General features: G+C 42.7%; 11 protein-coding genes. 6 read left to right on the top strand and 5 right to left on the bottom strand.

Going from position 1 to position 16,738, the window contains the following annotated elements; translation table 11 throughout:
• Positions 1–128 precede the first annotated feature (128 nt).
• Together ACQFX9_RS26750 and ACQFX9_RS26745 are read right to left on the bottom strand one after the other, a co-directional pair.
• Entirely contained in the window at positions 129–1,568 is a 1,440-nt protein-coding gene (locus ACQFX9_RS26750) for an NHLP bacteriocin system secretion protein (RefSeq protein ID WP_427159580.1), read from the bottom strand.
• A gap of 42 nt (positions 1,569–1,610) precedes the next feature.
• Positions 1,611–2,651, bottom strand: coding sequence for a cyclic nucleotide-binding domain-containing protein (locus tag ACQFX9_RS26745; RefSeq protein ID WP_427159579.1), 1,041 nt, complete (start codon positions 2,649–2,651; stop codon positions 1,611–1,613).
• A 212-nt stretch (positions 2,652–2,863) separates the two neighbouring features.
• On the opposite strand from ACQFX9_RS26745, the gene ACQFX9_RS26740 reads away from it, so the two are divergent.
• From ACQFX9_RS26740 to ACQFX9_RS26715, 6 genes are all read left to right on the top strand, one after another.
• Complete coding sequence (locus ACQFX9_RS26740; RefSeq protein ID WP_427159578.1) at positions 2,864–3,598, top strand: DUF928 domain-containing protein; 735 nt, start codon at positions 2,864–2,866, stop codon at positions 3,596–3,598.
• A 188-nt stretch (positions 3,599–3,786) separates the two neighbouring features.
• Entirely contained in the window at positions 3,787–6,033 is a 2,247-nt protein-coding gene (locus tag ACQFX9_RS26735) for a CHASE2 domain-containing protein (RefSeq protein ID WP_427159577.1), read from the top strand.
• Positions 6,026–8,665, top strand: coding sequence for an NHLP bacteriocin export ABC transporter permease/ATPase subunit (locus ACQFX9_RS26730; protein ID WP_427159576.1), 2,640 nt, complete (start codon positions 6,026–6,028; stop codon positions 8,663–8,665). The genes ACQFX9_RS26735 and ACQFX9_RS26730 overlap by 8 nt, the downstream gene beginning before the upstream one ends.
• Positions 8,666–8,801: 136 nt before the next feature.
• A complete protein-coding gene (locus ACQFX9_RS26725; RefSeq protein WP_427159575.1) occupies positions 8,802–9,404 on the top strand; it encodes a CDP-alcohol phosphatidyltransferase family protein in 603 nt (200 codons plus the stop codon).
• Positions 9,405–9,408: 4 nt separating this feature from the next.
• On the top strand, positions 9,409–10,068 hold the full coding sequence (locus tag ACQFX9_RS26720) for a TVP38/TMEM64 family protein (RefSeq protein ID WP_427159574.1): 660 nt from the start codon (positions 9,409–9,411) through the stop codon (positions 10,066–10,068).
• Positions 10,069–10,405: 337 nt separating this feature from the next.
• On the top strand, positions 10,406–10,639 hold the full coding sequence (locus ACQFX9_RS26715; RefSeq protein WP_427159573.1) for a hypothetical protein: 234 nt from the start codon (positions 10,406–10,408) through the stop codon (positions 10,637–10,639).
• Between the two features lie 69 nt (positions 10,640–10,708).
• On the opposite strand, the gene ACQFX9_RS26710 is transcribed toward ACQFX9_RS26715, so the two are convergent.
• The 3 genes from ACQFX9_RS26710 to ACQFX9_RS26700 are packed head-to-tail and all read right to left on the bottom strand — an operon-like array spanning position 10,709 to position 16,417.
• On the bottom strand, positions 10,709–12,280 hold the full coding sequence (locus ACQFX9_RS26710) for an MBL fold metallo-hydrolase (RefSeq protein ID WP_427159572.1): 1,572 nt from the start codon (positions 12,278–12,280) through the stop codon (positions 10,709–10,711).
• A gap of 38 nt (positions 12,281–12,318) precedes the next feature.
• The gene (locus ACQFX9_RS26705; protein ID WP_427159571.1) at positions 12,319–14,715 is read right to left on the bottom strand and encodes a lantibiotic dehydratase; all 2,397 of its coding nucleotides are present in this window, start codon (positions 14,713–14,715) and stop codon (positions 12,319–12,321) included.
• Complete coding sequence (locus ACQFX9_RS26700) at positions 14,660–16,417, bottom strand: MBL fold metallo-hydrolase (protein WP_427159570.1); 1,758 nt, start codon at positions 16,415–16,417, stop codon at positions 14,660–14,662. Before ACQFX9_RS26700 ends, ACQFX9_RS26705 begins: the two co-directional genes overlap by 56 nt.
• Positions 16,418–16,738: the final 321 nt, after the last annotated feature.

Raw genomic sequence — 16,738 nt, 5'->3', positions numbered from 1 at the left:
GGGAGGGGATTTGACTTTGTGCTGTTCCTAATTCTGGCGGTGGTGTTTGTTTGCGAAGGGGATTGAGTTGGGAGAGTGAGACGATTAAATTCATTGCTCAAGGGAGGGAACAGAATCGCTAGATTTGTTTAGTTAATTCCAGTAAATTCGCGGAGAATGGGCAAAACAAAAGTAATGGGGGCCTGCTCTGCTACTTTTACCCGCACAGTGGTAGTTGTTCCCGCAGAAATGTTTAATTTTGGCCCCTGGGAGGAAGACCAACGATAACCGCTAAAGGTAGATGAGTCAATGACCATTTCTGCTCGCACTTCCATATCTCCGCCGCCAGTTGGTAAGATTTTTGACACTAAGTCAGGATTGCCAATCAGCGAATTTGCACCTTCTTTAGTTACAGGTAAAGAGGAAACAGAGGTGACTTGAGCCACAATACCACCGAAGCGTTCTCTTTTGACGGAGTCGGGGGTAATTTGTAGGGTCATTCCTGGTTGAATCAGTTTGCCATCTTTGACGTTAAAGTAGGAGATGGCAATGAGGGGAGTGTTGTTGTTGCTGGTGTTGACAGATACAAGCGGAGTTCCGGGACTAGCAACTTGACCAACAAAAGTTGAAACTTCTAATACACAACCACTACTGAGGCTAATAATTTGACTATTATCTAATATTTGTTTTTCTAGTTGGGCGATCGCTCGATTGGTATCCTGAATTTGATTAACTTTAGTATTAATATTTTCTGCGTTTTCTTGATCAATACGTTTACTCCTCGTTTCTAAGTCTTTTAATTGTGCTTGCAATTCACCGACAGAACTGAGATTTCCTAAGTATCTCTGCTGTGCTTCTGTTTCTTGCACATCTAACTGCTTGAGTTGTGCTTGGATATCATAGACGGTTTGTAACCCTTGTTTATATTCTTGCTCTGCTTGTAACACGGTATCTTTAGCAATTGCGCCTGCATCTAAAAGCTGCTGACGTTTCTGAAATCTATCTTGCAGGACAGGTACAAGTTCCGTAGCATCCTTGAGGCGTTGCTGTAAACTAATACGCTGTTGACGAATCGCATTTAAGCCTTTTTCATAAAACGCAGGCGTGAGAGTTTGGGTATCTCGCAACCGTTGAATGTAACTGGCTCTAGCAGATGCGATCGCTTCTTTTTCCTTGGCGGTACGTTGTCGCTGAAGTAAAATAGAATCCCGTTCTTGTGTTTGTAATTGCGCCAATTTGGAGCGTTGGAGCCGCAATTGTTGTTTGAGATCAGTAGGATCAATTGTGGCAATAATATGTCCTTTTTCGATACATTGTCCGGTTTTCACATTCAGACTTTTCAATTGTCCAGAGATGGGAGACTCAAAAGTTACAACTTGATTAGGTTTAATCAGTATTCCCTTACCTGACACTGTAATGGGAATCCGGCCAAAGATACTCCAAACTAACCCCAAAACGATAAAACCACCCAAAGTGGCCAAAGGTAGCCAATCTAAAGGGTTAACTATTTGCATTAATTGATCCAATCTTTCTGGAGAAGATAACCGCTCCAGTGATTCTTTGCGAAATATACTTTCTTTATCAGCCATTTATTTGGAGCTTGGAATTGGGTATAGTTGACCTTTTGTTGTTCAAGATTGCCTATTGAGTCGTTTAATCATCCAGTCAAATCTAGCACCTGCTAGGGCAGTATTGTCTAATGTATCTAAGTCGATTTCATCTTCAACTTCGATATTTTCAGATAAAAGTTCATCTAATTGGTAAGCTAATTTGCCAAATCCTCGCCGGAATAATCGATCACGGATTCTATCTGTTAAAACCACCGCGATCGCTCGATAAAAACGGGCTGTAAATCCTGTATCCTGCTTTAATTTTGCTGCTAATATTGCCTGTGGTAGTGCCAATAACACTGAAGATTCTCCGGCTTTAACTGTGGCAGAAGCATTTGTCATTTCTACAAAAGACATTTCTCCTAGAATTTCACCTTTGACTGATTTAGCAATTTCCTTTTGAGTCAGTTCATTCTGTGGTGTGCTAACAAAAATTCCTAATTTACCATCTAATAATATATATAATGCCTCAACAGGTTTACCTTCCTCAATCAGGATCGTTCCCGGATTAACTTGCTGTCTGATTCCTTGGGAAATCATCCAATCAATATCGCTATCATTCAAGATGGCAAATACAAATAAAACTTTGCGTAATGGTTCACCAGGAACAACGTTATTTTTAGCAAGAAAATCAGTTAATCTTCGCAATTGCTTTGATAGTGACATAGACAGCATTTGATAAAAACGAGCAGCAAATGCTTTATCTTGCTCTAACTTTTGAATTAATGCCAGTCGAGGTAGCGATAACACGCGTGAGTTTTCTAAGGCTATGCAACTAATAGAAGGGGGACGATGATCTATAAAAGATAGAGATTCGGCAATTTCTCCCGCCGCTACCCGATCAATTTCCACCGCATCTTCTATATTTCCAGTGGGAGAAACACGAACACTTAATGCACCTGCTAATAAAATTTCTATCGTATTGATAACTGCTTGACCTTCTTGAATCAGAACTTCATCCGTATGATATTCTATGAATCTACTTACACTAAGCATCCAATCAATATCTCTATCTCCCAAAGCTAGGAAATGAGGAAAATTAGCTAGTATTTGTCTGACCATATTGTCTAAAATTGATGATGAGTGAAATTAAGTTATCTATTGCAATCAAATGTCAGCTTGTAAAGTTGGCATAATAGTTAAGTTAAAATTTATTTTTGGACAATCAGGTAGTATTAGTTTTAATATAGGTAATTAATTTAAATTAATATCACCTTTGGCATTAGCAAATATAGTTGTTGTTTTTAGAGGCTGGAAAATTAACCTAACTTAATATGAATTTGATAAGAAAATTTATAAATCTGACAGCAGTTTCCCTCTCTCTAGGATTATTAAGCATTTCTAGTTTGCCCAAAGGCATAGCTGAATCACCACGAAGATGGCAAAACGGGCAAATCAGCCAGAAATTTATCCCTCCAAATCGCCAAGCACCCCGCACAACTGCTGGTGGGGGAAGCCGTGGAGATTTCTGTGAGTTAGCAAGTAAAGAAACTATACAGCCCTTAATACCGCAAAATAAATTCGGTTTAACTTTGGCTGAACGTCCTAGTTTTTACTGGTTTGTGCCGCAGGTTAGCGTACAAACGGCACACTTTTCATTACTAGATGATCAAGGTGTAGTCTACGAAACAACTGTTAAACTTCCTAAAGAAACGGGAATTATGGGTTTTACTCTGCCATCTAGCGCATCTAGCCTGAAAGTTGGTAAAAAGTATCACTGGTATTTTGCGATCGCCTGCAATCCTGAAGAAGAAAAAGAAATTACCGTAGATGGTTGGGTAGAACGTATCCCAGCCACCCCAGCTTTATCCCAGCAGCTAGCCAGGACAAATCCCCAGCAACTATCCCAAGTGTACGCCAATGCTGGCATTTGGCATGAAGCATTGCATACCTTAGTACAACAACGTCTAGCGCATCCTAGCGATCGCCAAGTCACAGCAAATTGGCAAGCCTTTTTAGAGTCAGTCGGCTTAAAAAACTTAGTTTCTCAACCTTTGCTCAATCAATAATTTAGAAAATGCCCAGATTGTACAATAAAACCACAGATATGAATGTGAGAGTACGCGTTAAATGCTCTTTTTTGAATTTTGAATTAACAAAATGTAGGGGTCTAAATCCTCGTTACAATGCGAAAAATGCGAATTGCAAATTGCAAATTGCGAATTGCGAATTGCGAATTGCGAATTGATGTAATCTCATGTGGAGTCAAATTAAAAAACAAATTTGGCAATGGCGCGGTATCTTAATTACTGCTCCCAGCGTAGGTATATTTGTGTTCATTCTGCGCTTGAGTGGACTATTGCAGATGTTAGAATTAGCCGCACTGGATCAAATGTTTCTGTTACGTCCTCCAGAATCTCTAGACTCGCGCATTGTCATTGTGGAAATTAATGAATCGGATGTACAGAAGCTCGGTAAAAATGGTAATTGGCCTTTACCGGATGGCTTACTTTCCCAGATTTTAGGAAATATCAAACAACAACAACCCAGTGCCATTGGTCTAGATTTATATCGAGATTTACCAGTAGGTTCTGGTCATGATTCATTAGTGAAAATCTTTGAGACTACACCCAATTTAGTTGGGATACAGAAAGTTGCGGAAAGTGATGATAGTTCAGCAGTTGCACCACCGCCAGCACTGAAAAAACTCGGACAAGTAGGTGCAAACGATTTTCCTTTAGATGGGGATGGAAAAGTTCGTCGTAGTTTACTGTATTTAGCTGATAAAAATGGAGAAAATATATTTAGTTTTGCCTTTAAATTAGCTTATCTTGATTTGAGCGATCGCCATATAGAGGTCGGACAAACCGATGATTTTTTAGTCAAAACAGGTAATGTCATTTACCCCTTATTTACAAGTAATGATGGTGGTTATGTGCGAGCCGAAGACCAAGGTTATCAGGTACTAATCAATTATCGTCATGCTCAACCAAGTTTTCAGCAGATATCAATTGTAGATGTGTTAGAAAATCGCATACCCCAGGATTTATTCAAGGGACGCATTGTGTTAATTGGCTCCACGGCTGAAAGTCTCAAAGACCTATTCTATACACCCGCCAGCAGCACAATATTAACAGCACCAAAACGCATGGCAGGCGTAGCAATTCATGCTCATGCTATCAGTCAAATTTTAAGTGCGACTTTAGATAATCGACCATTAATTAAAACTTGGAATAAACCACAAGAATGGTTATGGATTTTTCTGTGGGCATTGATAGGAGCAACCTTAAGATGGCAACAAAGATATAGTGGCACTTCTAAAAGAAAATCACTTTTACCTATTATTAGCTTATTGCTGGCTGGATGTAGTCTCATAGGTATTAGTTATCTAGCTTTTTTGGCAGGATGGTGGATTCCTTTCGTCCCACCATTAATGACATTAATTGGTTCGGGAATTGCTGTAACTGCTTATGTTGCTAGAACTGCGGGAGCTATTCGCAAAACCTTTGGTCGTTACCTTACCGATGAAGTAGTCGCCAATTTACTAGAAAATCCTGAAGGTTTAAAACTGGGTGGAGAACGCAAAAAAATCACAATTCTCACTTCTGATTTAAGGGGATTTACTGCGACATCTGAGAGATTATCGGCAGAAGAAGTCCTGAGAATTATTAATCTTTATTTGGGATATATGGCAGATGTCATTACTCAATATCAAGGAACTATTGATGAGTTTATGGGTGATGGTATTTTAGTTTTATTTGGTGCGCCTATTACTAGAAATGATGATGCGACTAGAGCAATTGCTTGTGCAGTAGCGATGCAGTTAGTAATGGCAGAGGTGAATCAAAAAATCCAGCAAATGGGATTACCAAAACTGGAAATGGGCATTGGGATTAATACAGCAGAAGTAGTAGTAGGTAATATTGGTTCAGAAAAACGCACTAAATATGGAATTATTGGTAGTCAAGTAAATTTAACTTATCGTATTGAATCTTATACAGTTGGTGGACAAATTTTTGTTTCCGAATCAACTATTAATGAAGTTGGTGCGATCGCCCAAATTTTGGACGTTAAAGAAGTACAAGCCAAAGGGGTGACACAACCCATAAAAATATATGAAATTGGTGGCATCGCTGGAGAATACAATTTATATCTGGTACAAGAAGCAGAAATATTTTCGCAACTACCAGTCGCAATTCCCCTACAGTATGCAATTTTGGATGGTAAAGACGTAGATAGAAGTGTGAGCAGAGGGAACTTAGTTAAGCTGTCAGCCACAGGCGCGCAAATATGCCATGATTCAACAATAAATCCCGTAGTTTTGCCACCATTTACCAATTTAAAATTAAACTTTTTTCTACCCCCTCATACCACAATTACTGAAGACATCTATGCTAAAGTCTTAGACAAAACAGCAGAACCAAATAGTTTTTATATTCGCTTTACTAACATACCCCCAGAAGTAGCAGTGCAATTGCAAAATGCCATAAGTCCAAATGAATGATTCCCAGTTATTGCTCACCAGCAATCAGTCCTTGTTATTAGACGATCCGCACACCGTTTGGCAGATGAAATCAGGTGCGATCGCGCTGTTTGCGATTCCCATTCACGAAGGAATTGACGGAGTACGCCGTTATCTATTTGCTGTCAATCCAGGGGAAGCATTGTTTGGCATAGCCACTCAGACCCATAAAATTTTAGCCGTAGCAATGGAAGAGACTGTACTGTGGCAATTAACTGATCAGTCTCAAGGGTGGCTGGAGTTAGTGCAGACTTGGGGGAAAAATATCTGTGGTTGTGTAGGCGATCGCTGTGTCATTCCTCCTATATTCTCCCATCCTGATGAGGTGAATAATTGGGATAGCATCCAACTAACTCTCAATCAACTACACAGCGATTTTTGCCAAATTCTCGTGCAGATAGAACAAGAGGAGTTAGCCACTAAATTAGAGCAATTCCAAGCACGAGAACAATTTAACCATCAAGTCAAAGTTGGTGCTTTAGGGAATTTGGCATCGGTTCTCAAACCCAAACAAGCAGAACTGTTACAAACTGGGACACCCCTGTTAATTGCCGCAGGTGCAGTAGGTAGGGCATTAGGCATGAAGATTTTGCCTCCGGCGCGTTCCGAAGAGATGAATCGGATTAAAGAACCCCTAGAAGCGATCGCCCGTGCCTCTCGCCTTCGGATGCGGCGAGTATTACTCAACAATCAATGGTGGCTAAAGGATACTAGTCCTCTACTGGCATATACGCACAAAGATAATCGCCCAGTAGCGATTTTACCAGCAGGAACCAGAAAATACGAAATTTTTGACCCAGAAAATCATACCCGTATTCCTGTCAATGATTATACGGCTCAACAACTAGCTCCCTTTGCCTATGTGTTTTATCGTTCCCTACCTGATCAAAATTTAACTGCGATCGATGTGTTAAAGTTTGCTTTCAAGGGACAGATACGAGAACTGATCATCATCCTCCTGACAGGAACAATCGCCGCATTACTAGGGATGTTAACGCCCTTAGCCACCGCCATTCTCATCGATGCAGTCATTCCTGATGCAGACCGAGGCTTGTTATTTCAAATCAGCTTAGGTCTGTTAGCAGCCACTTTCGGCACAGTAGTTTTTCAAACTGCCCAAGGGTTTGCCGGACTGCGACTAGACAGTAAAGGTAGTTTAGATTCCCAAGCTGCCCTGTGGGATAGATTATTGAATTTGCGGGTATCTTTCTTTCGGCAGTATTCCATAGGGGATTTACAATCTCGTGTTTCCGCTATCACTCAAATTCGGCAGAAACTTGGCGACACAGTATTACGCACCATCTTTACTAGTTTCTTCTCCCTGCTGAATTTGGGACTGTTGTTTGTCTACAGTTCTAGTTTGGCTTTAGTTGTGTTAGCAGTAGCACTGGTGACAATCATCTTTACCACTGTCTCCGGTATACTTACCCGCCAGAAATTGCGTGTTTTAGAAGAAATAGAAGGAGAGATATTTGGTTTTACCGTCCAGATGGTTGCAGGCGTGTCTAAACTTCGTGTCAGCAGTGCCGAAGACCGCGCCTTTGCTTACTGGGCAAAAAAGTATAGTCAGCAACTCAAACTCAAACTAAGTACAGAAGTAGTAGAAGACATCTTAGCTATATTTAATACTGTCATGCCAACAATCACTTCCATCATCATCTTTTGGCTGGCAGTGCTATTAATTACACAAGCCCCGTCTCAAGGCAGTGCCGGATTATCCACAGGGACATTTTTAGCGTTTAACTCAGCCTTCGCTATCTTTATCTTGGGTGCAACACAACTGAGTAACACCATAGTTAGCATATTAGACATCAGCATTTTTTGGGAACGAGCCAAACCCATCTTTCAAGCACAACCAGAAATTGATCTCAACAAAAGCGACCCTGGACGGTTAACGGGTAAAGTCAAGATTGATCATGTAACATTCCGTTATCGAGAAGACGGCCCCCTGAATTTAGATGATGTCACCATTGAGGCTGAAGCAAGAGAGTTTATTGCCTTAGTAGGGCCTTCTGGCAGTGGTAAATCGACAATTATGAGGATGTTGTTGGGGTTTGAAACACCAAAAGACGGGACAATTTACTACGATGGTCAAGATTTATCAGGATTAGATATATCAGCAGTGCGCCGACAGATTGGTGTAGTCCTGCAAAATGGGCGGATTAATAGTGCTTCTATTTTTGAGAATATTTCTAGCGGTGCATTGGTGACAATGGATGAAGCTTGGGAAGCTGCACGCATGGCCGGGTTGGCGGATGATATTCAATTAATGCCAATGGAAATGCACACAGTCATTTCCGAGGGTGGTACAAACCTGTCTGGTGGACAAAGACAGAGACTATTAATAGCCCGTGCTTTGGTATTGAAACCCAAAATTCTGATTTTTGATGAAGCCACCAGTGCTTTAGATAATCGTACCCAAGCTATAGTCAGCAACAGCTTAGATAATTTAGGAGTCACGCGTATAGTAATTGCCCATCGCCTCAGTACCATCCGCAATGCTGACAGAATTTATGTGATTGAAGCCGGTCGAGTTGTCCAGCAAGGTAAGTTTGAGGAATTAGTTTCACAACAAGGGTTATTTGCGAATTTGATGGCGCGACAGATGGCTTAGGGTAGTGCGCGGTAGCGTTGCCAAGCATGGAAAAGCGATCGCTCTTGCACTGCTGTATTGTTATACTTGTAGCAAATTTGTCGATTTTATTACAGTTTTTATCCTAATTTAATTAATTTCAGGAAAGTGGGGAACGATGATCAAACTGTCACATCTTCCGAGTATTTTAGTGGGGATGCGCTTCGCTCTAGCTCCTTTACTAGTTTTCGATGCTTTAGACCATAAAACCAGTTTTTGGTTCATCATTGGTTACATTATTGCCGTACTTTCAGACATTTTTGATGGTATTATTGCCCGTCGCTTAAAGGTTAGTACAACCCAACTTCGTCAAGCAGATAGCTGGGCTGATATTTGTTTGTATTTGTGTGTGGCTATTAGTACCTGGTTAGTATATCCCCAAGTAATCATCGATTTTCGAGTACCTTTATTGTCTGCGATCGCTATCCAACTCATATTATTCGCAATTAGTTTAATCAAGTTTCAAAAATTCCCTAGTTTCCATACCTACACTGCTAAAGCATGGGGATTAGCCCTACTTGCGGCGACTGTGGGGCTATTTGGTTTTGGTTACGTAAACACCCTTTGGTTTGCGATCGCGCTTTGTTGGCTCAATAGTTTAGAAGAAATTGCTATGACGCTGTTGTTACCAACTTGGCAATGTGATATTTTGAGTATCTTTCACGCAGTTGATTTACGTAAAACATTAATGCACTCGTCAACCAGTCAGGACGGAGTGTAGTTCCGTGAGATTAAAGCGTCTACTCCGCAAAAATTTCCAGATATTACTACTGCTGAGTGCAATCTTACTCTTTTTCACAACTCCCTTACGGAATTTGCTCAATCAAGAGATTCTCTCATTTTGGTTGCAAAGACTAGGTATTTGGGCTGTTCCCTTATTTATCTTCACCTACGTATTGGTTACAGTCTTAGGTTTACCGATAACAATTCATACCTTAACTGGAGGTGTAGTTTTTGGTTTGGGATGGGGAAGCCTTTGGTCTACATTAGGCGCAACATTGGGAGCAGTAGGAGCATTTTGTCTGACTCGATACCTATTTCGAGATTGGGCAGTAGCAAAATTCGGTCAACATAAACTGCTGCAAAAATGGCATCAAGCACTTGAACGCAATCCCTTTTTCTTAGTTCTATCTCTGCGCTTTGCCCCGATTGCTCCGTTTAATATTATTAACTTTTTATTGGCACTAACCGCAATCAACCTGAAGATTTATACCCTTGGAACCTTAATTGGAGTCATTCCAGGGACGATTGCTTATACTTGGTTGGGTGCTTCCGGAAAAACCGCTTTAGAAGGAAGCGACGCGTCCTCTTTTATACTCGCGTCAGTTTTTTTGGTATTGTTATCGGTGTCACCGTTGTTATTTAAACTCTCTCCGAAACGCTAACGCGTAGCTTGCTTCCCCTCCAGGTACGTCCCGCTTCTCTCCGAGACGCTACCGCAATTAAAAAACTCAGATGCAGCAAGGTTTTCAGGATTTACATCTGTATCATATTTTTCGTGAAATGGTGTAAGGGTGTGGGGGTGTAGGAGAAATTTTGCTCCCATGCCCATATTTTATTGCCGAAAGTATAGAGGGTAGTTATTGTTTGCGTAAAACCTTTCTTATCGGGTGAATTTAAATATATAGAGATTTTCAACTACACAAAATATGCGCTTATGTAGGGGGCAAGAAATTGCAACTCTGCAAAAGAGTGTTGTGTTTATTAATAGCAAGAAAATATATGAATACTCTAAATCAAATTTTAAGTGTGACATCAATTTTTATTTTTTTGGGATTATCTGTTATTTCTGGTGTATCCACAAAAGCGAATCCAGAGCCGCAATTTGAGTTAACACCTGTGCTAAAAATGCCCCATCTAAAAACTAATCAACCATTTATTGCACCCAATAGAGGCGCACCTCAAACTACTGCTGGTGGTGGAATTCGTGGTTTTTACTTACAAGCAAAATGGTAAAAAATCAGGGTTGTATTGTAGCTTTAATAATTGATGAGTAGGATATTTTCTTTGTTTGAAATATTAAGATTACCTAGTTTTAGAGCCTGAAGAATTTACATAAGGCCAAGACTGATTTTTAACTGAAATATCTGCTTGTGAAAACATGAGAGCATCCCCAGGGCGCAGCAGACAAATTGATACGGGAGATGCGATCGCTCCATCTTTGCGAGTCCCTGAACGCTGACTGGCTACCTGACAAACATGGTCTGGGGTAGGATCAACTGCCATAATGTGTGGTTGTGATCCATCTAGACAAGGGCCAAGACCACGTTGCCAAAACCAAGGCGCACCCCCATCGGAGTACGGTACAAGCCGTTTAGCATTCCAGATTTCAGCGACATCAATGACATCATCGGCATCGCACATCATTTTTTGCCGGACTTGCCAAATCTTTTCAGGTACAAAAGTCAAATACCGGGCAACTGAGGAAAATAGATACTGAATTGGATAGAGTCCAAAACCACGATAGCCACCGAAGAGAATATCAAGCGAACCATAACGCTCTTTGGCTGTATCTGCTAGTTCTTTGACATTTCCCAGATAGTCACGCCCAGAATCGGCGGTTAGTGCCACACGGCGATCGCAATACTCAACCAGATAGGTGTTACCCTGATTACGAATCTCTGGGTGCAGGACTTCCCCGACGGTAGCCTGTTCACCGTAAAATGGCAAGGCAATAACTCTGATCCCGCCAATTTGCCTTTCTTCAAACCAGCTCAGGGTGTGAACATTATCAAACCCCAACTGACGCAGCCGCAATGCCATGTCAATTGCCAATACAGATTCTCGCTGCACTTCAGGCACAAAGATTGCTGTGTTAGCACCAAGTCTCAGCAATGTGCCTAAATCAAAATGATCAGGATGAGAATGGGTGATAAATACGGCATCAGGTTGTCCTAGTTCCTCTAGGCTGAGGGGTTGATAGTTGGGTGGATAAACCTCAGACTTGGGCAACACAAATGGATCAAACAAAATACTAGAGTTGCCATCACTAAATTGTAGAGTTGAGTGACCGACAAAGGTAGCATGACTTGATAGAGACGTTGCAGGCATAGCCTCTTGAACCAGTGCGCCATAATCATTTAACACATCCCATAACTCACGAGCCACGGTTGTAGTCGGAGCATGACTTCCTTGTTGCCATTCACCTAAATATGAAGCTAAATCAGATAAGAGATGGGGCGATAGTTTAAGGGTGGCGATACTTTCACCAATATTGTGTTCCAATTGCAATACAACGGGTTGAACAGCTTGACTATCGGGATAAAGCCAATCTTCTCGCAGTACCCCAGGACTTGCATACAAATCTGCCAGTCCACCAGGAATCATGGTTGCTGCCAGTAATTCCCGTGAATGCGCCACCACATCTGCCAGACCATATTGTTGACGGTGTGCCATGATGCTTTTGCAGTAACGCCGGATAGTCGTGTCGCATTGTCCAGTGACAGCACTGCCAAATTTGGTTTCATCCTGATAAATCAGTTGGAATCTAATTTTGTTACTTAATCTGCGAATTGTCATAGATGAAAGAGGGAAGAGGGATTGGGGATTGGGGATTGGGGATGGGGGAGCATAGGAAGCAAACACTAATTGACTCATCACTCCCCACTCAGCACTCAGCACTCATCACTTTTAAGTTAGATTTTTAATTTCCCCCAGCCGTGTTCACTGCGGGCAAACGGTATGGCTAGTTCTGCTATGTAATGTTGTCCTTGGGAGTCAACTAGCCAAGGTTGATTGACTAACTCTTCGATAATTAGCCAGGGAGTTTGTGCTGACAAGTTTTTTTTGAAAAAGGACTCTATGGCTAGGGGGCTATCCCGATGTATCAACAGTGAATATTGTCCCGCAATTTGCAGATTTAGCAGCATCGGCCAGCCATATTCAGCCGCTAATTGTTGCCACTTAGCAAAACGCTCTATTGCAGGCATTTGGGCAAGTTCCGTTAAGGTTTGCCCACTCAAAACAGTACGACGGGGACGTACAATAGCGTTTTTTGGTAGTCGTACACGGGGGGTGAAGCGGGGTGTGCTGAGTTCGACTGGCATGGGCTGTGTAGCAGCACGAAAAACTGCCATCGGGTTATCCTGAAAGGTAGTCCAAAGTAACTGTTCACATATAGGATCAAAATTGGCGATCGCAGCTGAGGAAAACCAAAATACTGCTACTGGATTGGTAAAGGCAGACAGTTTTAAGAAAGATAGCTGTGTTTTAGCATCAAGAAAAATTTTGGCACCAGCTAGGGATGCAGTCTCTGCACTTGCGCCCCACAACTCAATCGGCACAATCCCGAAATTAGGACGAGCCAAGACATTAGGGTTATGCTCAAAGGGAGTTTGTAGTTCTGCCACCTGAATGTGATGTTGGGTTGCCAAATCCTCCAGTCTGGTTTGAAACCAAGAATGCAGTACATGATCACACTTGAGTAATTCGCTAAACCGGGCAAAGATTCGCACGGGTTCATCACCAATGCCATGAACTAAAAATTCTAAGGGTTTAGGGGTGTGGGGGAAACAGTTGATTTTATCTTTGGTAGTAAAAGTTGCATCGGGGTTGCCTCCTGCAAATAAACCGACAAACAAGCAACCAAAAGGGGCTGTAGAAAGAGGGGAATTTAACCCATTGTTATTAGTTTCTAGAATAAATTCCTCTGTGCCGTGAGATAAACAGCGTTCCCACTCTGCTATGCGGGTGACAACTGCGGGATGACTATGAGCTTTGGTCATTTCGGCAGTTAAGCTGGATTTTAGATCACAAAGAGCTACACCCATTGCAAATTCTTGTTGCATTCGCTCACGGAATGCTATCCGCAAGGCTGAGGCTGGACTAATGCCTTGAATCCAGCAGTCTTCATAGTCTCGGAGTGTTTGCAGTAAAATATTTTGCTGTGTCTGATCAAGGGTAATCCGCAATGGTAGCTCCAAATCACAGTGCAGCACTGGATCGGGTAGCTGGATGAGTTCAACGCTAAGACCCTGGGCGAGTTCCTGAATATATGTCTTGGCTTGTTGTAAATACTCTCCTAGTGCATCTACAGACATGACCTCAAGCTGCGCCGCTAGAGTATCGCTCAGTTGCTGGATCTGGTGAATAGCTTTGTGCCAAAGATGGAGATCTGGCTCAATCAGGTTGTCTGCTACTAGAACTAAGGCTTGCCAGGGATTTGCAAATTGATAGGGTAGGTCTAGTCCGCCTACAAGCACACCCCCATCAATGAAAATACGCAGAATCTCTTGTATGTTAGCTGCATAGTGCCATCGGGGTGAAACTGCTACTGTTGTGGACAGTTGATCTAATGTTCCCAGTTCTAATTTTATTAGTTCCTCCAAAAGAACATCTACGATTTCTTGGGAATCAATTTCACGCTGTTCGACTAACCCACCAGGCTTTCTCCCCCAAAAACGCCAAGAGCCGTCTGCTTGCCGCTTTAAGGTAGGATTGATTCGCCAAGTTGCTGCTTGACGGTATTCTGTACGGTGGGCGATCGCTCGCAATATCCTTTGCCAAGGACGCAAATCAGGTGTAAATGTATACTTGGCGTTTGTTGATGCTTGCTGTGCTGTCTTGCCCAACTCGACTAAACCCACACCAGCCCATAAACCATAGGGTGTGGTGCGTCCCGCCGCCCGTGCGAGAAAACGGTACAGTGCTGTTTCTAGATGGCGAATTTTTTTGGTGCGTTTCCCTTCTTGGAGTGTTAGCCCACGTTTTACCTCGGTGACGAGGGATGGATTGGACAACAGCAATGCTTTCATAAACCAGGAATCGCCTGCGGTAATCTGCCACAGTCTTTCACGCTCTTGTGCGTGTACCTGTTGATAGGCATCTGTGTATTCTTTCCAGGTGTGAGCATCCTGACTGCGGCTGGCTGCGAGTGCCAATTGGGCGAGTTCTGGATTTCCGAAACCTTGAATAGTTTCGATAGGCCAAGCCGCAGCCCGTAAGATAGCAGCCGGGGCAAACTCAAATCTTTGCCGATTATTCATTGTCTGTGGAGTCTGGATGCGATCGCGCATAACGAGCTGTAGCCACACGGCGATGATTGGCCAGCCACGGCTCAATAACGCTAGTGTAATGCTGTTCTAACTTCAGGACGGCAGTGAAATCTCGCATCACGGCCGAGTATGCTTCTAGACTTAATCCTGCTTCCTTTAACCATTGTTCTGTAGCTTGGCTATCTTGCAAATTAAACTGCTCTCGAAACGAGTCAGACATGGCTTGAATTTCCGCATCAGAAATATTCAGCCCTAAACGTTCTGCTTCTTTCACCGCCAAATAAGCCAAGAGAACTTTTTTGCTGATGACTCCTGCGTTTTCCCCCAGACGCGTCAAAATCTGAATATCATCGGGACTTCCAAGAGAATTCGCTGCTGTCTCTAGCTGCTCAGTAGGGATGTTTCCCGCCCCAAAATGACGGAGGTAGTAAGTTAGGGGGTCGGAGGGGAAATCTTCAGGTATATCCGGCCACTGTGGAGCGGCAAAACGACCATTGCGGAGACAAATCACCTTTTCATAACTCCGCACCTCCCCAGCTAGCCAAAAAATTAGCCCTGGTTTTTCGCCCGTCATCACTTCTGCCAAAGCTTGTCCGGCAATGTGGGTAAAGAAGTTGGCTTCTGGATGTTCACCGGACACCACAGCCAAATCTTGAGAGCGAAAATCAATGGCATAGTTTAACAGTTCGCCATCCCCAGCATGAACTACCAATTGCCAAACAACCTGCTCAGAGGGAAACTTAGCCCAAATGGTATCAGTATGTTTGACTATGCTTTGCAGCCATGAGACAAATTTTCCTGTCAGTAATAACGCCTCTAGTTGTCGTTGTAGAGTCCGCCGTGCTTCTGGTGTTGATAGTCCCGTGAGGGTGCTGATATCGACAGGTTGCCAGCGCAATACCTGAGAAGGCTTGGCTTTGACGAAACCGGCTGCTTGTTCATGTCGCTGGGGATGCTGACCAGCCTGAAGTTCAATCACATCGCCAGGACGCACTGTTGTGGCTCGTTCTGGAGAGCCGAGGCGACGTTGCAACAAGCGCACTGTTTCTTCTGCACTTAAGGGGAAGGCATAACGATTAAACCAGGCATGGCGACCATTAAAACACAGCCCGGAAGCGTAGGGGAAGATTAAAGCCGGGTTACAGGCACAAGCTGCTTCTAACCAACTCACTACCCCTTCTCGGTCAAACGTTGCCCCCATGCCATGCTGATAGCCCATGCTAGCCCGGACTACTGGCTGATACTTAGTGGAAATCAGATCAATTGCACCATAGGCTTGGGTGAGGCGATCGCCAATTTCTACCGTAACTTCTGCGTCTGCCATGTGCCAAAATGTCCCTGTCACATCCCGCACCACTAACCCAAATTCTGGTTCTTCATGGTCGGAAGGCGTGGGGAGTAAGTGAGTTTGTCCGAGGGCGATCGCTTGCCAAGGTTGACAGACTCTCACATCGGCAAATCCCATTTGCTGTAACTGTGCTAACAGTTCCGGCTCATCGGCTGTAATCACAGGTAGTTCACGGGGCAATTGTTCTAGTGTTGGACGATGAAAGTGATCAAAGTGTCCGTGTGTCACCACTATAGCCGTCAGGTCGGGCAGTTTATCTAAGTTAAATACCCGACCTGGATAGTAGGTGAGTGTCCCGCCCACAAGTTCATCAGCAAAGCATGGATCAAGCAAGATGCGTTGATCAATAGTTTCGATATATAAAGCAGCATGGCCACAGATAGTGACACGCATTATAGTTATTTCCGTATCTAATACTGTCAGCAAATCCTATCTGATTTGTCTCATGAACAGTACAAATCTTTAAGTAATTTAAGAAGAAATTCTAGAATCTATTGATAAGATTGGTGACAAACAATTACTAAATTTAATTACATAGCGTTTGTAAATGAATTTTAAGTTCTTAAGTTGTGTTTAAACGCAGCGCAACGTCCTGTTAAGTGAAATTAACTTATAGCCAAAATATTTATTTGTGCTATATTAATTAGTTTTGCTCTGTTCCCAAATGTCATATGACATAAAGAAAATAGACATCCAAAATCGTCTACTTTTCTT

It is taken from the genome of Aliinostoc sp. HNIBRCY26, assembly GCF_050235535.1.
Taxonomy (GTDB): Bacteria; Cyanobacteriota; Cyanobacteriia; order Cyanobacteriales; family Nostocaceae; genus Trichormus.
The sequence above is the reverse complement of the archived record's forward strand: the minus strand, read 5'-3'. Positions and strand labels throughout refer to the sequence as shown.